Origin of the sequence: Porcincola sp. LCP21S3_C12, from assembly GCF_052118625.1 — a bacterium.
Classification (GTDB): domain Bacteria; phylum Bacillota; class Clostridia; order Lachnospirales; family Lachnospiraceae; genus Porcincola.
The window spans coordinates 121,269-147,460 of record NZ_JBQKGW010000004.1 but is presented as its reverse complement, the minus strand read 5'-3'; the positions used below and the strand labels follow the sequence as shown (position 1 = coordinate 147,460).

23 protein-coding genes are annotated in these 26,192 nt (G+C 54.5%); 8 read left to right on the top strand and 15 right to left on the bottom strand.

Annotated features, from left to right (window positions below):
* The first annotated feature begins 87 nt into the window (after window positions 1–87).
* The 7 genes from ACTQ1N_RS03630 (at window position 88) to ACTQ1N_RS03600 (ending at window position 9,210) form a co-directional block, all read left to right on the top strand.
* Window positions 88–306: a DUF1858 domain-containing protein gene (locus tag ACTQ1N_RS03630; protein WP_441954726.1), complete on the top strand. Its 219-nt coding sequence runs from the start codon at window positions 88–90 to the stop codon at window positions 304–306.
* Window positions 287–895, top strand: coding sequence for a hypothetical protein (locus ACTQ1N_RS03625; RefSeq protein WP_441954724.1), 609 nt, complete (start codon window positions 287–289; stop codon window positions 893–895). Before ACTQ1N_RS03630 ends, ACTQ1N_RS03625 begins: the two co-directional genes overlap by 20 nt.
* A gap of 538 nt (window positions 896–1,433) precedes the next feature.
* Window positions 1,434–3,689, top strand: a complete 2,256-nt coding sequence (gene nrdD / locus ACTQ1N_RS03620) for an anaerobic ribonucleoside-triphosphate reductase (protein WP_441954722.1) — start codon at window positions 1,434–1,436, stop codon at window positions 3,687–3,689.
* A gap of 243 nt (window positions 3,690–3,932) precedes the next feature.
* The gene (nrdG, locus tag ACTQ1N_RS03615; RefSeq protein ID WP_441954720.1) at window positions 3,933–4,517 is read left to right on the top strand and encodes an anaerobic ribonucleoside-triphosphate reductase activating protein; all 585 of its coding nucleotides are present in this window, start codon (window positions 3,933–3,935) and stop codon (window positions 4,515–4,517) included.
* A 203-nt stretch (window positions 4,518–4,720) separates the two neighbouring features.
* Window positions 4,721–6,508 (top strand): aspartate--tRNA ligase, encoded by a 1,788-nt coding sequence (gene aspS / locus ACTQ1N_RS03610; RefSeq protein ID WP_441954718.1) that lies wholly within the window; start codon window positions 4,721–4,723, stop codon window positions 6,506–6,508.
* 101 nt (window positions 6,509–6,609) lie between these two features.
* Entirely contained in the window at window positions 6,610–8,019 is a 1,410-nt protein-coding gene (locus tag ACTQ1N_RS03605) for an MATE family efflux transporter (RefSeq protein ID WP_441954716.1), read from the top strand.
* A 168-nt stretch (window positions 8,020–8,187) separates the two neighbouring features.
* The gene (locus tag ACTQ1N_RS03600) at window positions 8,188–9,210 is read left to right on the top strand and encodes an NAD(P)H-dependent glycerol-3-phosphate dehydrogenase (RefSeq protein WP_441954714.1); all 1,023 of its coding nucleotides are present in this window, start codon (window positions 8,188–8,190) and stop codon (window positions 9,208–9,210) included.
* A gap of 12 nt (window positions 9,211–9,222) precedes the next feature.
* On the opposite strand, the gene ACTQ1N_RS03595 is transcribed toward ACTQ1N_RS03600, so the two are convergent.
* Together ACTQ1N_RS03595 and ACTQ1N_RS03590 are read right to left on the bottom strand one after the other, a co-directional pair.
* The gene (locus tag ACTQ1N_RS03595; protein WP_441954712.1) at window positions 9,223–10,338 is read right to left on the bottom strand and encodes a hypothetical protein; all 1,116 of its coding nucleotides are present in this window, start codon (window positions 10,336–10,338) and stop codon (window positions 9,223–9,225) included.
* Window positions 10,339–10,368: 30 nt separating this feature from the next.
* The gene (locus tag ACTQ1N_RS03590) at window positions 10,369–11,055 is read right to left on the bottom strand and encodes an A24 family peptidase (protein ID WP_441954710.1); all 687 of its coding nucleotides are present in this window, start codon (window positions 11,053–11,055) and stop codon (window positions 10,369–10,371) included.
* A 93-nt stretch (window positions 11,056–11,148) separates the two neighbouring features.
* Here ACTQ1N_RS03590 and ACTQ1N_RS03585 point away from each other — a divergent pair, with 93 nt between their 5' ends.
* Window positions 11,149–13,026 carry an outer membrane protein assembly factor BamB family protein gene (locus ACTQ1N_RS03585; protein WP_441954708.1) on the top strand — a complete coding sequence of 626 codons (1,878 nt, stop codon included), beginning with the start codon at window positions 11,149–11,151 and terminating at the stop codon, window positions 13,024–13,026.
* A gap of 68 nt (window positions 13,027–13,094) precedes the next feature.
* Here ACTQ1N_RS03585 and ACTQ1N_RS03580 read toward each other — a convergent pair whose 3' ends face one another.
* The 13 genes from ACTQ1N_RS03580 to ACTQ1N_RS03520 form a co-directional block, all read right to left on the bottom strand.
* Window positions 13,095–14,117, bottom strand: coding sequence for a nucleoside hydrolase (locus tag ACTQ1N_RS03580; protein ID WP_441954706.1), 1,023 nt, complete (start codon window positions 14,115–14,117; stop codon window positions 13,095–13,097).
* 84 nt (window positions 14,118–14,201) lie between these two features.
* The gene (locus ACTQ1N_RS03575; protein ID WP_441954704.1) at window positions 14,202–15,719 is read right to left on the bottom strand and encodes a hypothetical protein; all 1,518 of its coding nucleotides are present in this window, start codon (window positions 15,717–15,719) and stop codon (window positions 14,202–14,204) included.
* A 24-nt stretch (window positions 15,720–15,743) separates the two neighbouring features.
* The gene (locus ACTQ1N_RS03570) at window positions 15,744–16,523 is read right to left on the bottom strand and encodes a type II secretion system F family protein (protein WP_441954702.1); all 780 of its coding nucleotides are present in this window, start codon (window positions 16,521–16,523) and stop codon (window positions 15,744–15,746) included.
* Window positions 16,524–16,692: 169 nt separating this feature from the next.
* On the bottom strand, window positions 16,693–17,925 hold the full coding sequence (locus ACTQ1N_RS03565) for a CpaF family protein (protein ID WP_441954700.1): 1,233 nt from the start codon (window positions 17,923–17,925) through the stop codon (window positions 16,693–16,695).
* Between the two features lie 188 nt (window positions 17,926–18,113).
* The gene (locus tag ACTQ1N_RS03560) at window positions 18,114–19,220 is read right to left on the bottom strand and encodes a GDSL-type esterase/lipase family protein (RefSeq protein ID WP_441954698.1); all 1,107 of its coding nucleotides are present in this window, start codon (window positions 19,218–19,220) and stop codon (window positions 18,114–18,116) included.
* A 41-nt stretch (window positions 19,221–19,261) separates the two neighbouring features.
* Window positions 19,262–19,669, bottom strand: a complete 408-nt coding sequence (locus tag ACTQ1N_RS03555) for an HIT family protein (RefSeq protein WP_441954696.1) — start codon at window positions 19,667–19,669, stop codon at window positions 19,262–19,264.
* Entirely contained in the window at window positions 19,656–20,273 is a 618-nt protein-coding gene (locus ACTQ1N_RS03550; protein WP_441954694.1) for a rhomboid family intramembrane serine protease, read from the bottom strand. The genes ACTQ1N_RS03555 and ACTQ1N_RS03550 overlap by 14 nt, the downstream gene beginning before the upstream one ends.
* Before the next feature lie 45 nt (window positions 20,274–20,318).
* Window positions 20,319–21,890, bottom strand: a complete 1,572-nt coding sequence (locus ACTQ1N_RS03545; RefSeq protein ID WP_441954692.1) for a DUF6382 domain-containing protein — start codon at window positions 21,888–21,890, stop codon at window positions 20,319–20,321.
* Entirely contained in the window at window positions 21,887–22,381 is a 495-nt protein-coding gene (locus ACTQ1N_RS03540) for a TadE family protein (RefSeq protein ID WP_441954690.1), read from the bottom strand. Before ACTQ1N_RS03540 ends, ACTQ1N_RS03545 begins: the two co-directional genes overlap by 4 nt.
* A gap of 11 nt (window positions 22,382–22,392) precedes the next feature.
* Window positions 22,393–22,836: a prepilin peptidase gene (locus ACTQ1N_RS03535; protein ID WP_441954688.1), complete on the bottom strand. Its 444-nt coding sequence runs from the start codon at window positions 22,834–22,836 to the stop codon at window positions 22,393–22,395.
* Window positions 22,833–23,495, bottom strand: a complete 663-nt coding sequence (locus ACTQ1N_RS03530) for a hypothetical protein (protein WP_441954686.1) — start codon at window positions 23,493–23,495, stop codon at window positions 22,833–22,835. Before ACTQ1N_RS03530 ends, ACTQ1N_RS03535 begins: the two co-directional genes overlap by 4 nt.
* A gap of 456 nt (window positions 23,496–23,951) precedes the next feature.
* A complete protein-coding gene (locus ACTQ1N_RS03525; protein WP_441954684.1) occupies window positions 23,952–25,568 on the bottom strand; it encodes a DUF5702 domain-containing protein in 1,617 nt (538 codons plus the stop codon).
* A gap of 77 nt (window positions 25,569–25,645) precedes the next feature.
* Complete coding sequence (locus tag ACTQ1N_RS03520) at window positions 25,646–25,858, bottom strand: Flp1 family type IVb pilin (protein ID WP_441954682.1); 213 nt, start codon at window positions 25,856–25,858, stop codon at window positions 25,646–25,648.
* Between the last annotated feature and the right edge of the window lie 334 nt (window positions 25,859–26,192).

Sequence of the window (26,192 nt, the reverse complement as noted above, 5' to 3'; positions counted from 1 at the left end):
AACGTAAAAGTTATTAATTCCCCATTATAATGCCACCATACAGTTGAGACATACAGGTGACAGCGGAAAATGCAGAAGAGGTGGCATATGATGGAAAGTAAGTTTGTAGATGAGACGACACTGATCGGTGAGCTGGTGAGCCAGTACCCGGAGACGACAGATGTTCTGCTCGGAATCGGCATGCACTGTCTTGGCTGCCCGGCATCTCTCGGGGAGAGCCTGCGGGACGCCTGCATGGTCCACGGTGTGGATGCGGAGGCGGTCGTGAAAGAGGTCAACAGTAAGATTGCAGAGAGCAGAGGGTGAGAAGCAGATGAGTGCATATCTGGGGCCGGTTCACTACTGGCTGTATCATAAAATCGGGAAACAGGAAGAGCTGGCTGGAAAACTGGCTGCATACTCGGCAGAGAAGGGGTGGATCGGGAAACCAGAAGACTTTGCGGTGCGTCTCCCGGAACTGGAGAGCGTGATCGATGTCACCAATATCCACGGATGGCTTCAGAGCCGTATCGCAGATTCGGAGACAAGGCTTGCTTCTCTGGTGAAGGGCGTGCTTTCCGGGCATCCGGAGCGTCTGGAGGAACTTCTCGGCGTCGCGTATGCGTTCGGACAGATGAACAGACCGGATGCCGCTTCTGCTTCCGGCATCTACCGCGCATTCGAGGATTTCTTCTTAAACGGGATGCCATGTGATAGGGTGAATGTTGTCGACGGCAGCTCCGATGACCAGGTCTCCTGGCATATGGCAGAGGATATCCATGCAGCCGGGTGGGACGGCGATGCGGCTGTCTACTATAGGATCCGCAGCAGTGTGATGGCGGGAATGCTGGATGGCACACCGTTCGCGCTGGATGAGAATGGCGGGATGCATTACACAATCCGAAAAAAATCATGAACGCCGGTCAGGCTGCAGTGCGGACTGACATGGAGGAAAATCCCCGCAGGGTCTTTGACTCTGCGGGGATTTTTGTGAAGGCGGCGAGCCGGAAGCCATGATGCAGGCTTGCTTGCAGATCATGACTCCTGGCGGCTGGCTTCGTCAAATTGCACGAAGCGTGTGCAGCAGCCGCTGAAATCCTGATATGTTCGGGATCATCAGCCGCAGCGCACGCCGTCTGTCAGCGGGGAAGCGTTTGGAGAGTTGCCTGATTTCCGCGTTCCTGAAACGTCCTGCGGAATGACCTTCGAGAAAGGCAGTCAGGAGTTTGTCTATTTTGCCATGTTGCAAAAGGAGTACTGCTGCGATATGATAGCAAGGCACAAACATACAAGATATTGTGAAAAAGAAAACATACATGCCTATATCTGGATAAAGCAAATGAAATATGAGCGGCTGCTGACAGAATAAACAGACAATCTGTGCGTGTTTGCAGAAGAATTCCGGCAAGGATAAGGTATTGTATGATGAATCAGTGGGAAGGGGCGGAGCTATCGTGGAAGAGAATGTACAGACAAACGTGATCAAGCGCAACGGAGAGGAAGTTACGTTTGACATTGAGAAGATCTTCAATGCCATTGAGAAGGCGAACAAGGAGGTGGATCCGATCCACCAGATGAGCGATGTGCAGATCCGTGCGGTGTCCGAGAATGTCGCCCGGGAGGTCCGCAGGGCGCCTCATGCGGTCAATGTCGAGGACATTCAGGACATGGTCGAGACCGGTATCATGGAGATGCGCGGCTTTGAGGTGGCGCAGAAGTATGTCCGCTACCGTTACAAGAGGACGCTTGCGCGCAAGTCCAACACGACCGACGACGGTATCCTGGCGCTGATCGAGCAGAACAATGAGGAAGTAAAGCAGGAGAACTCCAACAAGAATCCTGTCATCAACTCCACTCAGCGTGATTATATGGCCGGTGAGGTCAGCCGGGATCTGAGCCGCAGAATCCTGCTTCCGGAGGAGGTTGTCCGGGCGCATGAAGCTGGGATCATTCATTTTCATGATTCGGACTATTATGCACAGAAGGAACATAACTGCGATCTGATCAACCTGGAGGATATGCTTCAGAACGGGACGGTCATCAGCGAGACGCTGATTGAGAAGCCGCACAGCTTCTACACAGCAGCGAACGTCACGACGCAGATTGTCGCGCAGGTGGCATCCAACCAGTACGGCGGGCAGTCCTTCACGCTGGCGCATCTGGCGCCGTTTGTCGACATCAGCAGAAAGAAACTCAGAAAGCAGACGGCAGATGAGCTCCGGGCGGTCGGGGAAGAGATTGACGAGAAGAAGGTTGAGTCGATCGCCGAGATCCGCCTGAAGGATGAGGTTACAAGGGGAATCCAGACGATTCAGTATCAGCTGATTACACTGATGACCTGCAACGGTCAGGCGCCGTTTGTGACGATGTTCATGTATCTGGACGAGGTGCCGGAGGGGCAGACCCGGGAAGACCTGGCGATGCTGATTGAGGAGGTGCTCCGCCAGCGGATGCAGGGCGTCAAGAACGAGAAGGGCGTGTGGATCACGCCGGCGTTCCCGAAGCTGATCTATGTGCTGGATGAGGACAACATCACAGAGGATTCCAAGTACTGGTATCTGACGAAGCTGGCTGCGGAATGCACGGCAAAGCGGATGGTGCCGGATTATATCTCTGCGAAGAAGATGAAGGAGCTCAAGGGCGATGTCTATCCGTGCATGGGCTGCAGAAGTTTTCTGACACCGGACAATGAACAGCAGCCGGAGGGACTTTGCAACGCTGGCAACAAGGCAGAGGCAGGAGATTACACGCCGGGGCAGCACAAGTACTATGGCCGCTTCAATCAGGGGGTTGTCACGATCAACCTCGTCGACGTCGCCTGCTCTGCTGTCCGGGAGGCGGAGAAGACCGGAACGGACAAGTTCGACGAATTCTGGAAGATTCTTGATGAGCGCCTGGAGCTTTGCCACAGGGCGCTCCGCTGCCGTCATGAGAGACTCATGGGTACGCCGTCAGATGTGGCACCGATTCTCTGGCAGTATGGCGCGCTTGCAAGGCTGAAGAAGGGCGAGAAGATAGACAAGCTGCTGTTCGGAAACTACTCGACCATCAGCCTCGGCTATGCCGGCCTGTATGAGATGTGCGTGGAGATGACCGGAAAGAGTCACACCGATGAGGAGGCAAAGCCATTTGCACTGAAGGTCATGCAGACGCTGAATGATTACTGCATGAAGTGGAGAAAAGCGGAGAATATCAGCTACTCGCTCTACGGTACGCCGATGGAATCCACAACATACAAGTTTGCAAAGTGCCTGCAGAAGCGGTTCGGCATCATCAAGGATGTCACAGACCATAACTACATCACCAACAGCTACCATGTGAATGTCAGAGAGAAGATCGACGCATTCCGCAAGCTGGAGTTCGAGTCGGAGTTCCAGAAGCTCTCCCCGGGCGGCGCAATCAGCTATGTGGAGGTGCCGAACCTGCAGGACAATATTCCGGCAGTGCTTTCGGTTATGCAGTTCATCTATGAGAACATCATGTATGCGGAGCTCAACACCAAGAGCGATTACTGTGAGGTCTGCGGGTATGATGGGGAGATTCAGATCCACGAGGATGAGCACGGAAAGCTGATCTGGGTCTGCCCGAACTGCGGCAATACCGATCAGACCAAGATGTCCGTTGCAAGACGTACCTGTGGTTATATCGGAACCCAGTTCTGGAATCAGGGAAGAACGCAGGAGATCAAGGACAGGGTACTGCACCTGTAATCGCAAGCACGCAGGCGCGGGGGATCAAAAGTATCTGAATCACCATATGAATGATGGGAACAGGCGTCCGATTGAAGCGGGCGCCTGTTTCTTCAGGCTTGAAAGGTGCCGGCTTAACATGAATCGGATGCCGCCTGGCTGAACCGGGAAGGTGGAGAGGTGCGGCAGCTGTGAAAAATGCAGTCTCATGCGCAAATGGACGGCAGCCGGAAGACACAAGAACAACGGGATGGGAGAAGCAATATGTACTACGCGAATATCAAAGGAGTCGATGTTGCCGACGGACCAGGCGTGAGGGTCAGCCTGTTTGTGTCAGGCTGCCGGCATCACTGCAGGGAGTGCTTCAATGCGATGGCCTGGGATTTCCAGTATGGAAAGCCTTATACGGAGGAGACGCAGGCGGAGCTTCTGCGGCTGCTGAGCCCGGTGTACATCCAGGGGCTGACGCTGCTGGGCGGAGAGCCATTTGAACCGGAGAACCAGCGTGTGCTGGTGAAGCTGCTCAGAAAGGTCCGGGAAACGTATCCGGAAAAGGACATCTGGTGCTATACAGGGTATACATACGAGAAGGATCTTCTGAGTGACAGTGTATCCAGCACAGGAGTGAAGGTCCGGACTGAGGTGACGGACGAAATGCTTTCCTATATTGACTGTCTGGTGGATGGCGAGTTTGTACTGGAGAAGAAGGATTCCACGCTCCTGTTTCGCGGGAGCAGCAATCAGCGGCTGATCGGGCTCCACGGATATCAGGTCCCGGATGAGCGAAAGCGGGATCATGAGATCAAGCACTATAAGGGTGTTTACATTCCGACCAGGACTGCGCCGTAAAGAGATACGGACTCTGAAAGGACCGTCCGGGAAGGACTTTGCGGAGGCTGCAGCTGATTTTACGAAGGTTGCAGCTGGCTGGTTTACAGAAACCGGCAGAAATAGTAGAATATCCGGAGTGTGAAAATTCAAGGCGGGGGTTCTTTCAGGTCGTCAGCAGGGGCGTCTGTGCGGAAGTTCAGGCCCGCGTCAGGAGGTAGAGTATGATGCAGTCGCGTACGCATACATGTGGCGAGCTTCGCATTGGGGATGTTGGAAAGACGGTCACGCTTGCAGGCTGGCTTGAGAATATGCGTGTTGTTTCTGCCGGTCTTGCGTTCGTTGTCGTGAGGGATTTTTACGGAACCACGCAGGTCGTTGCCGAGACAGAAGAGATGGTAAGACTCTTCAGGGATATCACGAAAGAATCCACGATCCAGGTGACCGGAACGGTCCGGGAGAGAAGCTCCAAGAACAAAAAGCAGGCAACCGGCGAGATCGAGGTTGTCCCGCAGAAGGTGACAGTGCTTGGAAAGTGTTTCCACAGCGAGCTTCCTTTTGAGATCAACCGCAGCCGTGAGGCGGATGAGTCCCAGCGGCTGAAATACCGTTATCTGGATCTCCGCAATCCGGAGGTGAAGAAGAATATTATACTCCGCTGCCAGGTTGTGGCAGCGCTCAGGCAGGCGATGACGGATCATGGCTTCATGGAGATCACAACGCCGATTCTGACGGCCTCCAGCCCGGAAGGCGCGAGAGACTACCTGGTTCCTGCAAGGAAGCATCCAGGAAAGTTTTATGCGCTGCCGCAGGCTCCGCAGCAGTTCAAGCAGCTGCTTATGACAGCGGGCTTTGATCGCTATTTCCAGATTGCCCCCTGTTTCCGCGATGAGGATGCCCGCGGGGATCGTTCACCGGGCGAGTTCTATCAGCTGGATATGGAGATGGCGTTTGCAAGCCAGGAGGATGTATTCCAGGTGATGGAGGACGTCCTTCCGCCGGTGTTTGCGAAATACGGCACCTATGACAGGGCGTCTGAGGCTCCATTCCTCCGGATTCCATACAGGGAAGCGATGGACAAGTATGGAACAGACAAACCGGATCTGAGAATTGATCTGTATGTCCAGGATGTGACCGATGTGCTGGGCGGCTGTGGCTTCGGACCGTTTGAGAACGGCGTCGTCAAGGCAGTCGTGGTGAGCGGGTTCAATGAGACCAGAAAGTTCATCGACAAGACGCTGGCAGGCGTTGAAGTCCAGGCAGGTGACAAACCATACTGGTTCCGTGTGGACGAGCAGGGAGAGCTGGTCGGCGGCATCTCAAAGTTTGTCAAGCCGATCAGGGAGCAGGTATTTGCAAAGCTGAATCTGAAGCCGGGTGACTTTGTTGCGCTTTCGTCAGGAAAGCTTTCCCAGGCGCAGAAGACGGCAGGTGTTCTGGTCAAGACGCTTGGCGCGGCAGTTCCCGGCCATATGGACAAAGAACAGTATGCATTCTGCTGGATTGTGGACTTCCCGATGTATGAGATCGGCGAGGAGTCCGGAGAGCTGGAGTTCTGCCATAATCCGTTCTCCATGCCGAGCGGCGGGCTTGAGACCCTGCTGAAGGCGGAGAGAGGTGAAATCGATCCTCTTTCGATCATGGCGGACCAGTACGATATCGTCTGCAACGGCATCGAGCTTTCATCAGGAGCGGTCCGGAACCATGATCCGGAGATTATGGTCAAGGCATTCGAGATGGTTCGTCTCGGCGAGGAAGATGTCAAGAAGAGATTCCCGGCGATGTACAATGCCTTCACTTACGGGGCACCGCCTCATGCCGGCATCGCGCCAGGCATTGACCGCATGGTTATGCTTCTGGCAGGGGAGGATTCCATCCGGGAAGTCATTCCGTTCCCGATGAATAAAACTGCGCAGGATGTCATGATGGGAGCGCCCTCCGAGGTAACGCAGCAGCAGCTGGATGAGCTTCACATCCGGTGCACGGCTGAGGAAGACGAAGAAGCGGAGTAACAGGAAATACGGAAGACATGAAAGCGGCAGAGAGAATCAGGCTCTGCCGCTCTGTTGTCTGTGGTGGAGCGGCAGTCCCACAGGAATGAAGGAATCATGGTATGCAGAATCAAAATGAAGAGCAGACAAGGAAGCAGTACATTCGGATGACGCAGACACCCATCGGGAAGCTGATCGGAACGCTGGCGTTCCCGACGATTATCAGCATGCTTGTGACAAACATCTACAATACTGCAGATACGTACTTTGTCTCGCGGCTCGGGACATCTGCCTCAGGGGCGGTTGGGATTGTCTTCGCGTTCATGACCTTCTATCAGGCCATCGGATTCATGTGCGGACATGGCGCAGGAAGTTTTGTTGCAAGGTTTCTCGGGGCGAAGAGCCCTGAAAAGGCAAAGATGTTCGCGGCAAGTACATTTTTCCTGTCCTCCCTTCTGGGAACGCTTTTGTCACTGGCCTTCTATCTGAATCTGAACCGGGTTCTGTATTTTCTGGGCAGCACCAAGACCATCCTTCCGTATGCCCGTCAGTATGCCGTCTGGATTCTGATTGCCGGCCCGTTTCTGTCCGCAAGCTGTACGCTGAACAACCTGCTTCGCTATGAGGGCAGGGCGATGTACGCGATGATTGGCCTGACAACCGGCGGAATCCTGAATATGATCGGCGATCCGATCCTGATGTTCGGCTTTAGGATGGGGGTGTCCGGCGCCGGGCTGTCTACCTGCCTTTCTCAGATCATCAGTTTTCTGATTCTTCTTTCAATGTTCTACATCCATATCACCGTTACAGATGTCTCGCCGCACCGTATCAGCACGGAGCTTTCAACGTACTGGGAGATCATGAAGGTCGGATCGCCCAGTCTTCTGCGCCAGGGGCTGAATGCGGCCAGTACCATCCTGCTGAATCAGCAGGCGAAGGTGTACGGCGATCCGGCCATTGCAGCGATGAGTATCGTAGGCAGAATGAGCTTCTTCATCGGCGCCTGCGCGATCGGGACGGGGCAGGGCATGCAGCCTGTCATTTCCTTCAACTATGGAGCACGGAAGTACCAGCGTGTGCGCGAAAGCTTCCATTTCACGGTGAAAATGGCCGCAGGCCTGTTGTCCGTGTTTGCCGTCGTCTGTATGATTTTTGCTCAGCCGATCATCACCTGGTTCCGCAACGATCCGGAGGTGATTGAAATCGGAACCATTGCCCTGAGATGGGCCTGTGTGTCCGCACTGTTTCAGCCGCTGTCGGTTCCGATTAACATGATGTTTCAGAGTATCGGGAAAAGTGGAAGGGCGCTTTTTCTATCCGCGCTTCGAACGGGGCTCTGCTTCATTCCGCTGATCGAGCTCCTTCCGCTTTATCTCGGTCTGACAGGAATTGAGATCGCACAGCCGATTTCAGATATCACCGCAGCCCTGATCTCAGTCCCGTTCGCGGTTTCATTCCTGAAGCAGCTGAAGGCAAGGAAGGAGCCGGGCGAGATTCCGGCAGCGCCGGTATCTGAGAAGAAGGAATGCTGACGTAGGGGTGGAAGACAGGTTGAGGGCATATTAAGGACAGATCGAAGCAGATCGAGAGCAGGCGGAGGGGATCGAAGGCAGCAGAAGGGTGCAGTTTGCCCCCGTCTTGGAATGATGGTAGAATGCTTTTGTCGGTGCAGGTTTGGGTTCGCAGAGAGGAATAGAGATATGGTAAAGATTGGAGTCCTCGGAGCAGGTACATGGGGAATGGCGCTTGCCAGAATGCTTTCAAACATGGGCTATGATGTGATGGTGTGGTCCGCCCTTCCGAAAGAAGTGGAGGAATACAGCAAGACGAGAAGACACCCGAATCTGCCGGGCATGATCATTCCGGATTCGATTGTCTTTACAAAGGACATCGAGGAGGTATGCACGGGAAAGGATATTCTTCTTTTTGCAGTGCCCTCTGTCTTTGTCCGGTCAACAGCAAGGAAGGCGGCTCCGTATATCCCGGATGGACAGGTGATTGTCGATGTGGCGAAGGGAATTGAGCCGGATACGCTGTTTACCCTGACGCAGGTGATTGGAGATGAGCTTGGCAAAGACGGAAAACATACGTCTGTCAGGCTGGTCGCGCTGTCCGGCCCGACCCATGCGGAGGAGGTCTCACTGGATCTTCCGACGACGATTGTCGCGTCCTGCACAGATATGAAGACGGCAGAATATGTCCAGAAAGTCTTTATGAATGATGTCATGCGCGTCTATACGAATGACGATGTACTGGGCATTGAACTCTGTGGCGCCCTGAAGAATATCATTGCACTTGCGTCCGGGATCGCACTCGGGCTTGGATATGGTGACAACACGAAGGCAGCACTGATCACACGCGGCATGCATGAGATTACGATGCTTGGCCTGAAGATGGGATGCAAGGCGGAGACTTTCTACGGTCTGGCAGGAATCGGAGACCTGATTGTCACAGCGACGTCCGAGCATTCCAGAAACAATCGCTGCGGGCACCTGATCGGGCAGGGAATGAAGCCGGACCAGGCTGTGAAGAAGGTCGGGATGGTTGTCGAAGGCATCAATGCCATACCTGCAGCGCTGGAGCTGGAGAAAAAGTATGGCGTGGAGATGCCGCTTGTTGACGCCGTCGATGCTGTGATCAACCACGGTGCGGATCCGAGGGAGACGGTTCGGAACCTGATGACCCGGCCGCCGAAGTCTGAGCAGGACTATATCCGTTCCTGACAACGGGGAGGATCAGGGCTGCATCGCTGCCTGATGCCGGGGAGGCGTACACGCCTGCATGGCTTCCTCGGAGAGCAGTCTTCGGACATAGCGCCCCATATCACTGCTGATCAGATGGTCCAGGAATTCGCTTCCGCCCCCGCGGACGGAAACTTCCGGAAGGTACAGCCGGACGGTTCTGTCCATCAGCGGACTGAAGGACAAGGCTTCCATATCCTTTTCATACTGTGAGATTTTTGCCCGGGATAGTGGATCGGGAAGCACAGGCATGTAGATGTGGGCGGCGGATGAGAGAAGGTCGGGGATACCGGACGGCTCGCTTCCGATATCGAGGACAATTGCCCGATACTCCATAAAAGCAGCGGTGGAAGTGAGAAAGGAGATCCATTCTCCGGCATGAATCTCTCTCAAGTCACCGGGGAAGAAAGCCGGAGGAATGTAGTCGGCGTTCCGAAGCGGGCGGATGACATGTTCAAGTTTTAGAGGAAGACTCCCTTCATTTTTTCTGGAAAGGTAGACGAGGTCGGTCAGGTCAGACCGGTATGTCTGACCGAAAAGGGCTTCAAAGCCGCTGTAATTTTCCAGATTCAGGTAGAGGGTCTTCTTTTTTTCGCCCAGGATTTCCGATAGAGTCAGTGAGAACAGCGTTTTTCCGCAGCGGGCGATCGGGGAGTGGACAGCGTAGATGGATGTGCCGATTTCCTGAAGCTTCTTGGAAAGTCCCAGGCGGCCCTCCGTGTAATAGCTCATGACTTCCCTGGCGATGTTCTCGGAGGACTGGAACTTCCGGATGGACGGGTAGGAAATGGATGATGCAGTGTCTTCCTCATCAGGGATATGAAGGAAGTCATCCGGAGACGCTGCGAGCTGGCGGTCAAATTCATCGCTGTCGCTTAGCAGCAGAATTCGTCTGATATTCAGCTCCTTGACCTTTTCATTCAGCGCCTGCCGCGAAATCAGGAGAATTTCGATTGGGTGTGCCCCGGCATAGATCGCGAGACTGTCAAGGTTTGTAAAGGCAAGTATCTCGAAGGGAACAGCCTTTTTTTCAGTGAGGTAGTTCGCGAGCCGGACGACATAATGTTCATCCAGATCGCAGATCGCAAAGATTTTTTTGGTTTCTGTCATAAGACCTCCTCTGGTGATGGTGAAAGACGTTCATGGAAACTGCGCCAGCAGGGTGTGAAAAAGAAGTGCCAGAAAGATCGGGACGGAGAAGCAGAATTCAGCATCTGCCGTCCCTGCGCTGCGATAGCGGCGCAGGCGGGGATGAGAGAGCAGAGGGCCGGCATGTGCTGCCCCGGAAGGATGGATATTTGAAAGGGACAGGCTGGGGTGCGAAACGGCAGGAAGACTGGCCGGGGGAGTTTGGCGGCTGCGGAGTACAGATGCCACCTCGCAGAGATAGTTCCGGAGAAACATAAACCGCTGATATCCATTGCGGTGACGAACCAGAATGAACCCCGCATAGACGGCACCGATCAGGACAGAGGTCTGGATCACGTTCCATACGGCTTCTGCGCCTAGAAACAGACCGGCGACGGACAGCAGCTTGACGTCGCCTCCGCCGATCATACCGAGGAGGACGGGAAGTCCGAAGAGGAGGTATGGCAGCAGGAAGCCCAGGATGCAGCTGGCTGGATCCGGCTGAGCGAGATTGAAAACAGGAAAGCGGATCCGGAAGATCGTGCTCAGGGAGGCTCCGGCACAGGATAGAAGCAGTGTGGCAGAGCCGCACAGAAGTCCGCAGAGCACGAAAAAATTCGGGATCTTTCCGGTTTTCAGGTCATAAATGGCGCAGCCCATTGAAAAGGAGAGCAGGAACAGCAGATCGGGTGGGAGCATGTCTGGTTACCTCATATCGATGTTTGACGCGATTTTTCAGCGGTGCGATAATGGACTGGCCTTAACAGGTATAAAGGGAGGGAGTATCGAACGATGAGCAGAGAGAGCAGCCCGGAGCAGGAAAAGTATCGGTTGTACAGCCGGTATGCAGCGACAAAACCCTACAAGGACATGGGTTGTCTGAAGCCCAGACATACAATGAGGAATGTGCTGATCCTTGTGGCGGTTCTGGTGGCTGCATTTTTCTGCTGGGAAGGCCGTTCGCAGATCTGTACGGTCCTGGAAAGCGGATGGGAAGGCGCCTGGAATCTGATCCATCAGGCGAAGTATAACGCAGCCGGTACTCACTTGGGTGAGACGGGCGGAATCGGGACGGAAAGCGGCATGATGTCTGGGGTGGAGACAGAGTCGGAGCCGGCGGCAGAACCGGAGACAGAGGTACCTTTTTCCCCGCATGCGGTGGAATCGACCAGACCTTCTAATCTGATTGCATCGACAGGAATCGAAGTAAATGGGAAAGTCCTGGATGATCCGTCGACGTATGTATCTGATACGGACATTCAGTTCGGGATGCCGCAGGATTATACGGATGTGGACGGGATTGTGACCTTCCGGGGAAACAACTTCCGTGACGATCCGACGTATGGACATGCAGACATCCGGGATGCCTCCATCGAAGGAGTCTGGACCCAGCAGACCGGTGGCCTGACTGTCGGCACAGCTACCTGGACCGGGTCCGGATGGACTGGACAGCCGCTTCTCAGGCGGTGGAGCCGAAATCAGAAAAAGAACATGGCAATGTACGACTGGGCGAAGGAGAAGGACGATCTGGTCGAAGTCATCTATGCCTGTATGGACGGATATGTCTATTTCCTGGATATGGAAACGGGGGAGAAGACAAGGGACCCGCTCTATCTGGGGTGGACCTTCAAGGGCGCGGGTGCGCTTGATCCCAGAGGATATCCGATCCTCTATGTCGGTGCCGGATATGACAGCAATGAGGGAACAGCTCATGCATTTATCGTGAATCTGGTAGACATGAGCACCATGTATGAATTCGGAGCGATCGATGAATTCTCACTCAGGGGAAACCTGAGCTATTTTGATTCGTCTCCACTTGTGGATGCGGAAACCGATACACTGATCTGGCCCGGAGAAAACGGCATCCTGTATCTCTTCCATCTGAATACTGTATATGACCAGACGACGGGACAGATTTCGATCAATCCGGACAAGGTGGTCAAATGGCACTACATGGGAACAAGGACGAGCGTTCAGCAGTACTGGCTTGGTATGGAGGACAGCTGCGACATATACAAGGGCTATTTGTTTGTGGCGGACAATGGCGGGAACCTGATGTGCATGGATTTGCATACGCTGCAGCTGGTCTGGGTCCAGGATACGCTGGATGATACCAACGATACCCCTGTACTGTCGGCTGAGAATGGGCATCTGTATCTGTACATATCGACATCCTTTCATATAGGGTGGAGGAGCAATACGACCGCTCCGATTCCGATCTGGAAGATTGATGCGGAGACGGGTGAAATCATCTGGAAGCGGGAATATGACTGTTATTCTCAGAAGGGGGTCTCCGGCGGTGTCCAGTCGACAATCGCGGTTGGCCGGGACAGTCTGGATGACAACATCTATGTGACAGTCGCGATGACGGGCACGCCTTCAGGTGGTGTTCTGGCCTGCCTTGATAAAAAGACAGGAGAGGTAAAATGGGAACACAAGGCATTCTATGCATGGTCGTCCCCTGTCTGTGTTTATAACGAGGATGGAACCGGATATGTGATCTATGCAAGCTGTGGCGGTCGGATGTATCTCCTGGATGGGAAGACAGGCGCTCAGTTCACACAGTTCGAACTGAGCGAGGGGGCAATTGAGGCGTCCCCGGCTGTCTATAACAACTATGTCATCATCGGGACGAGATCGAGCAAGATATGGGGTCTGAAGCTTCACTGATATGACTTTTGGAAGAGGCGCACCTGCGGGTGCGCCTTTTTGATTTTTGCTACCCTGTGGGGCTGCTGTCAGACAGAGGAGCGGGATAGATCCGGGTCGGACAGACGGGTCAGCATGAAGCGAAACGCGTCAAGATACTGCTGCTTGTCCATGCTGCACAGGATCTGGGAGGTGCAGGCTTCTCCGGAAACGGCAGCCGATGCGACAGTCTTGCCAAGCGCGGGACCATCCTCTGTCACACAGGACAGATGGGCGGAACGTGCCTGGGCGGCGTCCGGATGAAGGAAGCAGACAGCGGTAGCCAGATCATAGATGCAGACGTTGTGGTGTCCTCCCCAGCCTTTTCTCGAATGGCGAATAAAGCGGATGATCGGAACGGCAAGGCTTTCAGTCACGCCGCCGCGGTTTTGAAAGGTGTTCATCAGGGCATCCAGCTCCGGAAACTCCAGGGCTGCAGGCTGAAGACCATCCAGCCCGCAGAGCAGAAGCGGGATACCGGAGTGAAGCACCTCATCGCAGGCGTCCGGGTCGACCCAGGCATTGAATTCTGCCTCTTCTGTCACATTGCCGCTTCCTGCGCTTCCGCCCATAATGACCAGGTTTTTAACCAGACTTTTCAGGTCCGGATGCTTCCGGAGCGCGATGGCCAGGTTGGTCAGCGGGCCGAGTGCCAGAATCTCGAGATTCCCTTTCTCCTGGACGGCAGTCTCGTAAATCCGCTCCCATGCCGGTACGGCGTCAGGGGACGCTTTCGGGGCCTTACTCAGTCCGCCGAGGCCGTCATTTCCATGAACTGTTGTGACGCGCCCGGGGGAAAGAACCAGTGGACGATCCGCCCCTTTCGATACAAGGGTATGAGAAAGCCCGAGGACTTCCTTCAGATACAGAGCATTCTCCAGTGTATGGTTCAGACCGACATTGCCGGCAACAGCCGTGATGGCAGTGATTTGAACCGATGGATCGGCAGCGCAGAGCATGATTGCAAGCGCGTCATCCACGCCAGGATCTGTATCGATCAGGATCTTCCGGACAGGATGAGTGCAGAAGTCCGATTCTTCGTGCTGACGAATTGTATTGATTTCTTCAAGCATCTCTGATTTGTCTCCTTTTCGTCATTTTGGCATTATTGTAGCGTGCAGTCTGCACATCGTCAAACAATCAGGGGTGTACCCGTCTCAGAAACTGAGCATAGCCGGAACCATCATGATGAGCATGACATCGACAAACATCAGAAGCATTGGAAAGAGCATCCGCATAGATGCCCGCTCGCCCATCTTCCTGGCGGCGGTTCGGTGCTGCTGCAGCGAGAGAAAGGCTTCTTTTTCAAGCAGGGCGGTCAGACCGCTGGAGCCTTTGCGGAGATTCTGGGCGAGCAGGGAGCCAAGCTTGATGTAAGTCGGAAGTCCGCAGCGCCGGCCAAAGTTTTCGTAGGCGGTTTCCTCCGGCACGCCATCCGTTATCTCGCGCAGCAGAATCCGGATCTCCCCATATACCGGATGGGCAGATGCAGGACGGGATCCCTTTATCTCCCGGAAGTGCCGCCGATTGCTTTCATGCCGCCTTTTTCTGCTCGTGTTCTGTGTATACGTGTTCTGAGAGCCGATGTGACGCGGATGTTGGATGCAGCCTGTTCCGGTTCCGGCTGGCATAGATGAACCGTTCTGCAGAGTGTCTTGCTGGCTGCAGATCCGGGAGAATGCACCTTTAATGGTCAGACCTGCGCCGATCAGCAGCGTGAGTTTAAAGAGAAGCTCGGAGTAGTCCAGGTCGAGCAGTTCACGTCTCTTTTTTGCCAGTTCTTTCATCTTTTCATCTTTCTGAAACCAGAAAAGGGCGGGAAGGAGGATGGTGAGGATGGAAAGAATCGTGAGAAAGGGACCTTTCGGGCGGCTCCAGGACAGGGGAGTATCTCCGGCATAAGCGGGCAGCTGGATCTGGTCGGAAGTGGGATCTGAACTGTCAGCCGTCCGAAGGGCTGTATCCAGCTCGGCGGAAAACTGTTCCCTGTCTGTCAGAACAGGAGGAAAGACAACCGCTGCATAACGGCATATCCGTTCAAGTTCCTGCACCTTGAGGGTCGCTTCGATGGTTACAGGCGTACCGTTTTCGGTCAGATCTCCGACGATCGCACCGCTGGTGTCATCGATCACACCGTAGGGAGAGATGGTGTACTCCGCTGAAATAGAGCCATCCATCAAGGCCTGGGGAAGCTGCAGTGGGAAACGGACATCGTCCAGTGAGTCATTTCGCCCCGGAAGCTGTTTCTGAAGCTGTATCTCAGCCTGATCCAGAAGAATCTGAGCCTGCTTGTAAGTGTATGCCTTTGGACTGACCCGGACTGTTACGCTCTCCGATTCCCCCTCTCCGGCCGCGGTCAGATTCAGGGTCTCCTCAAGGACCGCTTCTCCGTAGCCAGGGCGTGTTATCAAGTTGGATGGGATGCTTCGATTCTGCCGGGCGCTGTACAAAGCTCCAAAGAGAAGAGCCGCACCCATCAGAGAAGAGATAAAGAGTGTGGAAGAAATTTTCTCCAGATAGTAGGTGCGGGTACTGTCCTTCTGATGGCAGGACACAGCGTCCAGCTCATCTGTCAGCCGCAGCTTTCTTCCGCGGGGAACGAAGCGGTCATACAGAATGGCAGAAAACGTTCGGAGGGGATGAAGCTGTGAGAAAAAACGGGCTCTGTTCTTCATTGGCTGTTCCTTTCAGGAATGAGCTTATACCTGGATCTTCATGACCTTCCGGCCCCAGAGAAAGGCAGCTCCATAGAGACCGAGGCAGGCAGTCATAACCAGTCTCCCAGCGGCTGTAACGTAGCAGACTTCCAGGAAATCGGGGGATGTAAGGTTGACGTAGGCAATGATCAGAATCGGGACAAGGCTCATGATTTTCTGTTCCAGTACCTTTCCGGAGATGTCTGCCTCGATCTGCTCACGAGTCTCTGATTTTTCCTGGATGTCGGAAACGGTGTTCCGGATGATCAGCATCAGGTCGCCGCCGGTTCGCTTGGCTGTCTGGAAAACCTCCGTAAAGTTCCGAATATCATCGATATGACTGCGCGCTGACAGGTCCGACAGCGCATTCTCAATCGGAATGCTGACATCAAGCTGCGAGCCGATCCGCCTGAATTCGCGGACGATAAAGGAGTCGGAGGGGTATATTTTCTTCAGCTCCGGGAGGGATTCCCGGAAGGCATTTTCAACTGCGTATCCTGCCTGAAGAGAAGCATTGACCAGCTGCATGCCGGTTGTGAATTCGCGGAGCATCTGGATTTTCCGCTTCTCAAGCAGGCTTTCCTTCCGGGCTTTCAAGAAGACCGGGATGCCTGGCAGGAAGAATGCTGCCGGCAGGAGCGAGTGGTAAAACAGCCAGGAGATCAGGAAACACAGGCACAGATATGCCAGAATGTTTGTGAGGCGTTCACGTCGGCTGAACAGATAGGTCCCATAGTCACAGGGCTTCCGGACGGGAGATGGGGCAGCCTTAGCTCTGAACACCGGTGCGCACCGGCGGGGCGGCAGTGATGAAAGACCGGCTGGATATGGATTGCCGCGGTTCTCGGCTTGCCGGGCGGCCTGCCGGGACCTTTGGGGAGGAGAGCTGTTCTTCAGAATACTTCGGGAGCGCTCGGGCATGGGGATCCACTCCTTTCTGTGTATACATCGTCTACATATCTTCAGCACGGATGCCGGCCCGGTGAAGCTTCTGAGTATGGGACAGACATCCGACCTTTCGGAGCCTGCCGGTCAGTCTGCCGTCTTTGTCCATTCCGCTTTCTTCGAATTCAAAGAGCGGGTGCGTCCGGATTTCACCGGAGGGAATGTCATACCCATCTATTTCAAGAATCTCCAGAACCTTCCGGCTTTTATCACGCATGCGGGAGAGGTGCACCATGATGTCGATGCCGGACGCGATCTGTCTGCGGATTGCCGGTATTGGAATGGACAAGCCCATAAGAACCATGGTTTCAAGGCGTGAAAGCATGTCCTGCGGACTGTTTCCGTGACCGGTGCTGAGGCTGCCGTCATGACCGGTGTTGAGACTCTGGAGCATATCGATGGTTTCGGCGCCTCGTACCTCCCCCACTATTATCCTGTTCGGACGCATTCTCAGGGACGCTCTGATCAGATCACGGATGGTGACTTCCCCGCCGCCCTCAGCATTTGGCCGGCGTGCTTCCAGCCGGACGAGGTTCCGTACACCCTGGATCTGAAGCTCTGCATTATCCTCGACCGTAATGATCCGTTCATCTTTCGGGATGAAGTTGGAAAGTGCGTTTAAAAATGTCGTTTTTCCGGATCCGGTTCCGCCGGAGATAAAGATGTTGTAGCCGGCTGTCACCAGCTTTTTCAGATAGTCGGCCGCCTCCCGGGAGACAGAGTTCCATTCAATCAGCTGCTGCATGGAGATGGGGTGGTCGGGAAATCTCCGGATTGTGATGGCGGGTCCGTCGACAGCAACGGGATTCATGACAATGTTTACGCGTGCGCCGTTCTCCAGACGGGCATCGACAATCGGGACAGCCTCATTTGCCACACGGTTGGAGAGCGCGACGATGCGCTGTATGACATCCTGGAGCTTTTCCTGTGACGAAAAATGCTCGGGGCAGCGGAACAGGCGGCCAGAGCGTTCAATAAAGATGCTCTGAAGGCCGTTGACCATGATTTCCGTGACGGAATCGTCATCGATGAAATCCTGAAGAACATCGAGCCGGCGGACTGAATTGAACAGCTCCCTGCGCATTTCCCAGCGGTCAGAGAGGCGCATTCTTCTGCGCGGATCACTTTCCTCGATCAACTCGTCAATGATGGCATAGATTTCCGCATCAGACAGATCACGGGTCACTTCGATGCGATCCATAAGCTGGCTGCGGCATTCCTGAAAGCGTTTCTGATCCATAAGAAGGTACCTCCGGGGCTGAACGGACGAGCCGGGGCTGACGGATGAAAGGGAAGAGAAAGGGAGCCGGCAGGCGCCGGAAAAGATAAGAGCCGGAGAGGGCAGAAAGACAGAAAAAAGAACAATAAAATGAACAATAAAAGCAAACCGTAATAGAAAACGGCAGCAGGTATGGGGCGGCAGACCGATTAGCCCCGCAGCTGCCGGATATAGGATGACAAAATCTGTGCGGCTGCCTGATGCGCAGCGCGCCCGGGATGCTGCCGGGCACCGAACATGCCTGGCTTTGTCGGAGGAAGAAGCAGAAAATGGGTGTCCGTATCGCCGGATTCTGTGCGGTATGTACGCACGGCGCCGGCGATTTCATGGGACAGGAAGTCTCCCAGCATCCCATAACACCAGATGATCTGCGCATGTGGATTGCACCTGCGGATTTTCTGAAGAAATGCGACGATAGCCCCCTGAAGCCGTTCCGCATCCTTCATCTGGGGACGCCCAAACTCATCGAGCCGCTGGCAGAAAACAGACATTGTCTCCGGATCAAAGTAGGGGTCTGCGTGAAAGGCTCCGTCGTCATTGGTACCAAGATTTACAACGACAATGTCGGAAGGGTCGGCAGAGAAATCAAACATGTCATGGGCATGCGCCAGGATATTCTCCCGGCAGCATGTGACACCGCAGATCTGCTCATAGAAGCGCGGAAGGACACAGTGCGGATTATTCTGGTAATCAGACACAACCCCCCAGCCGCTCTGGGAGATACAGCTGAATCTGGCATTGAGGATGTCGGCTGTCATCCGGGCGTAGTTGTTTTCTACTCCGAAATACGGACTGATCCAGTCTTCCTCCATCTGGGCACCACAGCTGCCCTCCCCACTGGTGATGCTGTCGCCTACAAATTCAATGGTCAGGCTGGATTCCGGGGGAGCAGTGATCTCTCCCTCATACTGGAGACAGTCCAGAGTCAGAAAGCAGGCATTGTCATCCGGAATCATCTGGACCTCTCGGAAGAGGCGGATCCGGTGCATCACACCGGCGTCCAGTCCCTGTAGAAGGTCGATCCGGTTTTCGCCGCGGTGAAGCGGCATGCGGAGCAGGAAGAAACCATCCAGCTCCATCGAGATCCACTGTTCCATAGAGGTAAAACCAGCCGTAAAGACCACGCTGATGCGTTCTCCGCGGAAGCAGAAATCGATCCCGGAGGCTGTCCAGAACAGATAGAGTTTTCCACTTTGAATGGTCGTCCGCCCCATTCTTCTGACCATGGGCAGCAGGTCAATCGTTCGGTTTTCCATAGACAGCTTCCCTCCGTTGGTATGAATCAGCGCCGTACCAGTTATTCAAAGAGATCCAGAATTTCTTTCCGGTCCTCATCGGTCAGCGTGCCGGGCTTCCAGCCGACATGCACACTGTCGCCCTCATAGCGGGGGATCAGGTGGATATGAAAATGAAAAACCGTCTGCCCTGCCGGCTCTCCGTTATTCTGGACGATATTGAAGCCGATCGCGCCGAGGCCTTCCGACAGCCTTGAAGCAACCTTCTTTGCGACCACAAAAGCCTTTCCGGCAAGGCCCTCGGGAAGTTCAAAGACGTTCGCGTAGTGTTCCTTCGGAAGAACCAGCGCGTGCCCCTTTGAGGCGGGGTTCAGGTCAAGAATGACACGGAAATCCGGATCCTCATAGAGTGTGGCCGAGGGAATCTCTCCATTGGCGATTTTACAGAAGATGCAGTTACAGTCTTTCATATTTTGTGCTCCTTTTCTGATGGTAAAGAAGAATGCCCAGAAGAAAACCGCTGATCAGTCCTCCAAGATGGGCGGAACCGTCAACACCTTTGTCAACCGTTCCCTGCATGATCATCAGGACGACCATGAAGACCAGCTTTTTTATGTTCCGTTCTCCGAAGGTGCCTCTGTTTCGCAGGGCAATGTAAAGCAGTGCTCCGATAACGGAGAAGATTGCACCGGAGGCGCCTGCTGAGACAGCGTAGCTCCCGGTTCTCATGCTGACACCCAGTGACAGAAGATTGCCCCCGACTCCGCCGGCCAGATAAATGACCAGGTAGCGGACAGGTCCTGCGATGGTCTCCAGAATGTCGCCGAGAAAGATCAGACTCAGCATGTTGTAGACAATGTGGTAAAAACCAAAGTGCAGGAACATGGAGGTAAACAGCCTGTAGTACTCACCGTTCAAGACAGCGGGGAGATAACAGGCGCCGTGTCTCAGCATGAATGCGGAGTCAGACGGGTCCCCTGTCAGGGCAAGGACGATGTAGACCACGACATTGATGATGACGATGGTCAGGTTTGCCTTTTTTCTGGTTTTAAAAAAATAGATCAGCTCATTCATAGCGCCATGATAGCACGTTTGCTGCCGGTGGTGAACCGCTTTCCTTTACAGATTTGCACGGTAACGGTACCCGGCGATCCGGATCTCCGCGCCAGGCGGGATGGGGGAAGCATGGTTGGGCTCCAGCTTGCGGCCATCCAGGAAGGTGCCATTCGTGGAGAACAGATCGGTCAGATAATAGGTGTCCGAGACGCGTTCAATTCTGGCATGAATCCGGCTCACGGTGTCGGACTTCAGACAGATATCACACTCTCTGGGACTCTTTCCGATGATGAGAAGCCGCCTGCTGACCGGGATGTCATTGTATTGTTCGGGGGAGAGGCTTTGAAGGCAGAGTGAGCCCGACAGCGCAGCATTCGCAGGGAAGGACGGAGGATCCTGAGAGATACTGTCTCCGGAAAATGATGGAGGATCCTGCGGGGTGCTGCCTCCTGGGAAGGGCGGAGGATCCTGCGGGGGGCTGCCTCCAGGGGAGGGCGGAGGATCCTGCGGGGTACTGCCCCCTGGAAAAGGCGGAAGACCCTGTTGAATGCCTTCTCCGGGAAAAGGCGGGCCGCTTCGCTGAGCAGTACCTGTGGAGGGGGACTGATCCGCATACACTTCGCTCAGAAGAGAACGGTAGAACGTATCATCGTCTTCCATCTCCTGTTCCTCATCGGACCAGATATTCTGGAGCTCACTTCTCTTTTTGACCTGCTGCTGTCTGACGAGCCAGATGACGGAGGCAGTCAGAAATCCGATTCCGCCGATCTGTGCAGCGTCCATTTTCAGAGCAACTGCGCAGCTGATGCCAAGCAGGGAGGCGGCCAGAAGCAGCAGGATCAGGTTTTTCCGGTCATGTGCCAGCCTTTCCCGGATGACCTTCGGAACCGCAGGCCGGGGCGCCGGGCAGTCAGAACCTGGGGAGGATGGCCGGGGACGAGGGACGGAGGAAGGTTTCGCTGCATGAGAGGTCTGCGCTGTGTAAACGTTGGATTCAGAAGGGTTCTGAAAAACAGGTGCGGGACTTTCTCTGGGTGGGCAGTCCGCCATCGGGGTGGAAGAAGCGGCAGATTCCGGATTCAGGCCGGAACCGGGCGGAATCCGGAGCGTCTGGAAGAGCGCATCAGACAAAGACTGGTTGTTTTCTGATACCTGATCATAGAACCGGTATACCAGGGCGGAGGCGTCCTGGTCCGCATGGTCGGTACGTTTCAGAAGAAATTCTGCAAGCAGCATCCGGCTGGAGGAAAGTACGGTTGGGAGACCCGGGATATAGCATACATGGATCTTACTGCTGCCGGGACGAATGAACAGCTTCTCCGGATCGAGGAGAAGGTCCTCTGAAGTAAGCAGATATTCCGGAAGCCGCTGGCAGATATCGCGGAGTGTATAGAGGATGTTTCGGATGTCAGACAGCCGAAGCGGGCTGTCACTGAAGCGTTCTGACAGGGATGTAAAACCGGTGATGCGGTAGCGAACAAGACTTTTTCCGTCGCAGAAAAAGATATGGATCGGCAGAAGGCTTTCGAGGGGACAGTTCTGTGCCATGTTGACTGCGTAGCCATATTCCTGTGGATCAAATCCGTCCAGCGAGAGGTATGTCTGGTCTGTTTCTTTGATAACGGTGATATTCACGATGCAGCCTCTTTTCCGTTCAGCCTGGAGCTGAGATACCGCAGTCCCCGGATTTTCCGGATGGCGGGAGCGGGAGAAAACAATTTCCTTGAAAAGGTCCGCCCGGTCGAGAGCGTTTCCCTGCCGAAAAGCCGAGGAAGAAGGCCAGGGACCTTCATGCTTCCTGTGTAGGAAACCTGAACAAGATCTTTGCTGAGTGAAAAAGAAGACTCCAGGCTGCGGGACACAAGAACGGCATCCTTTCCGATTTCTTCTGTGAGGGTACGCAGTTTTTTCTCACGGGCTTTATCCGGAGCACTGTTGTCGGCCAGGGAGGCAGCCTCGCAGGCAGCGCCCTGCAGGACACCGCGGTCATGGTCCAGGAATCCCATATAGATCAGACTGAGCAGGACAGGAAGGATCAGGGCCATCAGAAGGGCGGCTTCCACGGTGAAGACTGCGGAAAGGCGTGTTTTGGCAAAGATAAAAGGTACAGAAAACAGTTTCGGCATGAATTGGATCCTCAGGTGATCAGATTGAGCGTGAAGACAGTCAGGTGCCCGGCAAACAGGAAGGGCAGAAATGGAAGCGTGTCCTTTCTGCCGGCTTTTTTCCGCAGAAGAAGGGAGAAAGACCAGATGGCGCAAAGCAGGAAACCTGAAGTCATGCAGGCAATCTCTTCGGAGAAACCGATCAGAAAGCCGCAGGCGGTGATGGCGAAGCAGTCTCCAGCCCCCAGAGCGAAGTGACTGGCAAAGGAGATCAGAAACAGGAAAGCGCCGCCGACAAGCAGATATACAAGCTCCGCCGGCGGGTACAGCCCGGTCAGCAGATTGAAGGGCAGCGCTGCAGCAGCGGTCAGGATGGCGTGAAGTGGGCAGATCGAACGGTACTTCAGGTCGCTTCTGGCGCTCAGAAGGAGATAGACCAGGGCTGCGAGATAGGAAATCAGCAGGTTCCAGGTCATGCCGCAGTCCTCCTTTTCGCACAGTCCAGACACTCACGCAGGTCATGGACATCATCCGCATGGACAGTCCGGATGCTTCTCTTCAGTCCCGGACAGGTGGAGCTGGTGTGCCAGGCATCGCCGTAGGGGTTCACAAGAACGGTGCTGCTTCCGGGATTCTTCGAGCCGCAGTACCGGCAGCTTTTGTAGATTGACCCCTTATAATTCCGGACGGTTTTCAGCTGCGGACGCGTGATCTGCGCGACCGTCAGTTTCAGGTGGGAGCAGTCGGCATCTGTGTGGTAGACCGTACCGGAGTCCGTCACATAAACCTCCCGGGTTTCCTCTACACTGTCTTCACCGCCTTTCTCGCCCGAGACTCCTTTACGGCCGGTAAAGCCGCGAATGGTGATCTTCTGAACAAAGACTTTCCAGGGAAGCCGGATGACCGAAACGGGTGCTTTGATCTGATAGGTGAGGACAAGGGATATGCGGCTGTCCTCCTTCAGAAAGGATGAGAGCAGAAAGGAGGGATGCTGGATGGCCTCCCTGTCTGCAGCCTTGGGGATGACCTGGCTGTGTACCCAGACATCGGAGAGCGCTCCTCGAAGCAGGTGGTTGGAGTCCTCATAGGCACGGGAGTAGGCGAATAAGGACAGCTGTTCCGCTGCCTGGGTCATTCTTCCGGAGAATTCCGCAGCGGCTCTGAAAACGACGGACAGGTGCAGAATCAGCATCATGCAAAGGAAAAACAGGGGAAGTTCCAGTGCGGCTTCAACTGTAAGTGAGGCGGGAGAGGATGTCCTTCTTCGGCGCGGTTCAACCCGGCGGACTGAGGGGAATCCTGACCGCTTTATTGTGGGAGAGAGTGCGTTTTCCTTTCCTGAGTGTGTTGGTTGAATGCTTCCGCAGCTGCATTGATTCTTTGCAGCCGGCGTCAGCATGGCAGATTTGTCTGGGTTCTCAGCCTGGCGTGCAGAGCTGCCGCCTGTAGATGGGATGGAGAGGGGACTGAGAACACATAATTGTAATTCGGATTGGATTCTGCCTGGAAAGGACATCCTTTCTCACCTCACTTGCGTGGTCAGTGTTGATGGGACAGAAACAGGGTGCGGTCTGGCGGCCGGAAAGCCTCATCAGTATGCAAATCCGCCTTCAATCCTGATCTCTCCGCCGGAAAAGCCTGTACCAAGGAAAGCCCTCGGAATGGCAGAGAAGACGGGACGGATGCGGAATGTACAAACATTCTTCATGGCGATGACGCAGGTATCTGCCCGGAACGTCTCGCAGCCTTCCTCACTCTGCAGATTGAGTTCGAGAAGATCGAGAGCCCGCTCTTTCTGAACCTTTACAGACTGCATATTCAGAAGAAGCCGCAGGTAATCAGCATAGGCAAGCCCTCTTCCGGATGTCCGGTCAGCCTTCTCCAGCCGTGACGGAAGGTCATGGAGCTGACGTAAGGGGACGTGCCAGTCAGCAGCGGTCTTGATCAGGGGAACCTTGCCCTTGTGCATCAGAATCCGGACATCGTACAGAGATTCTCCGTATGCCCAGTAGAACACGAGCAGCTCCCGGAAGGATTCAATCAGGGCAGCATTGCCGGTCCAGCCCAGGATCAGAGCAGCAAGGGTGGAAGTCTCTTTCAGTGCCTTCGGGTCTTTTTGAAGATGGAGATAGTTGTATGCCTCGCGAAGAAGGATCAGCCGTTTTACGGTGTTTTTCAGGTTTTTCGAGTCGGAGGCAGTCCCGCTGATGAGATATTCAATCTGATACTTCAGGCGGGCTGCCGGCTCGTCGGAATGCCATCTTGGAAAATGATCGAGCAGGTATTCCCGAAAGAGCAGGTTATCCGCCGTGCCGCCGCGTTTCTGCTCAAGATCGAGCGTACCGGACTCTTTCCGGCGTTTGGACAGAAGTTCCTTTCCGGGAAGTTTTCCGGCGGAGACGTCCAGATCTCCGCAGACAAGCGGAAGAACATTCTTCCAGCTGAGCGCGATCATCTTCCAGAGGGGGTTTTTGACCCGGGAGGCTTTTTCTTTTTCCGCCTTCATCTGCTGCTGAGAAGGAGACAGACCGCCGGAGGAGGATCCCACAGAGGCGGAACCGTTCGGGCCGATGATGACGACGGAGCCCGCCGGAGAAGAACCGGCATCCGGATCGGCCTTGAGGGTCCCTTCAAGCTGCTTTGTCTTCTCCCTGAGCTGCTTAGCCTTTTTGTCAGCGTCTTTTTTTGACTGTTCATAGGTTTTCAATGCCTCCTGTGCGTCTTTTGCGGATTTTGAAGCGTCTGAAAGCTTGCCAAGCGCGTTCATCCATGCAGTTTCATGCATGAAATCTACTGCCTGCTGGTAGAAATACGCGCCTCTTTTGTCTGAGAGAAGAGCATACGCGGTGATCTCGGTCGATTGGACTGTTACCTGGAAGGGGTCAAATGTCAGCCCGGGCAGCTTTTCGCTGATCGATCCCCGGACATCAGCGTTTTCATCCATCCAGGATTTCAGGGATTCATTCAGCTTCGGGATGGACAGGCTTGTACCGCCTCCCGCGCTGTGGATGCCGAACAGGTCGAATTTTTCAAGCAGCCGGTTCTCAAACCCGGAGAATACCGACCAGTTGCCGACCGCCGTCAGATTGGCGCAGTGCGCGCGCGCACCGCGATATCGGACCGCCTCGGCGCATGTGAACATCAGACTGAGAAACAGAATACTCAGAAGACTGAAAAAAACGGTGATAACCGCACGTGAGCGCCTCATATGCCCTCCGGTTACGCATATCAGGATGCGTTCTCAGACACTCCCGGCAATCTGCCGGCGTGTGGGGTGAAGTGCCATCAGACGCCTCTGGCGTCTCTTGCAGCCCGGTCAAGGATGTCCTTGACAATATTCGTAAGCTGCTTTCGGAAGATGACAACGAGTGAAATCAGAACAACGAGTACCAGGATGATTTCAACAACGGTGACACCGTCCTCATCCTGGACGAAGTTCCTGGCGGCAGAACGCGCGAGAGAAGAGAAATGGGTGAGACGGGCAGCCAGTCTGTTCATACGGGAGCCTCCTTTCTTTGGAATTTTCCGCCAGGATCTTTCTGCGGAGCGGGACTCTTCAGATGCCTGTGCAGTGAACGGCGGATCTGTGCCTGTACACATCAGCGTAAGAGGTTTATGCGTCTCCGGAGACAGACCTGCTGGAAGCGTGGAGAAACATCAGGATCCATCGGCCTTCCGGCGGAGATCCGGAGATCTTCATGTGATGGAAGCAGATGGATGCTCAGAGGGGCTTTCAAAGAGAGGTGTAAAAGAAAAGTGAATTGGGAATGATGGATTTATATCATCTAGGATGCGGGCTGTAAACCCTTTCAGAGGCAGAAAAAAGAAATTC

What these genes read in the sequence shown, in the direction of transcription:
- ACTQ1N_RS03630 (WP_441954726.1), top strand. Translation starts at nt 88, where the DNA reads ATGATGGAAAGTAAGTTTGTAGATGAGACGACACTGATCGGTGAGCTG.
- nrdG (WP_441954720.1), top strand. Translation starts at nt 3,933, where the DNA reads ATGTACTACGCGAATATCAAAGGAGTCGATGTTGCCGACGGACCAGGC.
- aspS (WP_441954718.1), top strand. Translation starts at nt 4,721, where the DNA reads ATGATGCAGTCGCGTACGCATACATGTGGCGAGCTTCGCATTGGGGAT.
- ACTQ1N_RS03605 (WP_441954716.1), top strand. Translation starts at nt 6,610, where the DNA reads ATGCAGAATCAAAATGAAGAGCAGACAAGGAAGCAGTACATTCGGATG.
- ACTQ1N_RS03600 (WP_441954714.1), top strand. Translation starts at nt 8,188, where the DNA reads ATGGTAAAGATTGGAGTCCTCGGAGCAGGTACATGGGGAATGGCGCTT.
- ACTQ1N_RS03595 (WP_441954712.1), bottom strand. Translation starts at nt 10,338, where the DNA reads ATGACAGAAACCAAAAAAATCTTTGCGATCTGCGATCTGGATGAACAT.
- ACTQ1N_RS03590 (WP_441954710.1), bottom strand. Translation starts at nt 11,055, where the DNA reads ATGCTCCCACCCGATCTGCTGTTCCTGCTCTCCTTTTCAATGGGCTGC.
- ACTQ1N_RS03585 (WP_441954708.1), top strand. Translation starts at nt 11,149, where the DNA reads ATGAGCAGAGAGAGCAGCCCGGAGCAGGAAAAGTATCGGTTGTACAGC.
- ACTQ1N_RS03580 (WP_441954706.1), bottom strand. Translation starts at nt 14,117, where the DNA reads ATGCTTGAAGAAATCAATACAATTCGTCAGCACGAAGAATCGGACTTC.
- ACTQ1N_RS03575 (WP_441954704.1), bottom strand. Translation starts at nt 15,719, where the DNA reads ATGAAGAACAGAGCCCGTTTTTTCTCACAGCTTCATCCCCTCCGAACG.
- ACTQ1N_RS03565 (WP_441954700.1), bottom strand. Translation starts at nt 17,925, where the DNA reads ATGGATCAGAAACGCTTTCAGGAATGCCGCAGCCAGCTTATGGATCGC.
- ACTQ1N_RS03560 (WP_441954698.1), bottom strand. Translation starts at nt 19,220, where the DNA reads ATGGAAAACCGAACGATTGACCTGCTGCCCATGGTCAGAAGAATGGGG.
- ACTQ1N_RS03555 (WP_441954696.1), bottom strand. Translation starts at nt 19,669, where the DNA reads ATGAAAGACTGTAACTGCATCTTCTGTAAAATCGCCAATGGAGAGATT.
- ACTQ1N_RS03550 (WP_441954694.1), bottom strand. Translation starts at nt 20,273, where the DNA reads ATGAATGAGCTGATCTATTTTTTTAAAACCAGAAAAAAGGCAAACCTG.
- ACTQ1N_RS03540 (WP_441954690.1), bottom strand. Translation starts at nt 22,381, where the DNA reads ATGCCGAAACTGTTTTCTGTACCTTTTATCTTTGCCAAAACACGCCTT.
- ACTQ1N_RS03535 (WP_441954688.1), bottom strand. Translation starts at nt 22,836, where the DNA reads ATGACCTGGAACCTGCTGATTTCCTATCTCGCAGCCCTGGTCTATCTC.
- ACTQ1N_RS03530 (WP_441954686.1), bottom strand. Translation starts at nt 23,495, where the DNA reads ATGACCCAGGCAGCGGAACAGCTGTCCTTATTCGCCTACTCCCGTGCC.
- ACTQ1N_RS03525 (WP_441954684.1), bottom strand. Translation starts at nt 25,568, where the DNA reads ATGAGGCGCTCACGTGCGGTTATCACCGTTTTTTTCAGTCTTCTGAGT.
- ACTQ1N_RS03520 (WP_441954682.1), bottom strand. Translation starts at nt 25,858, where the DNA reads ATGAACAGACTGGCTGCCCGTCTCACCCATTTCTCTTCTCTCGCGCGT.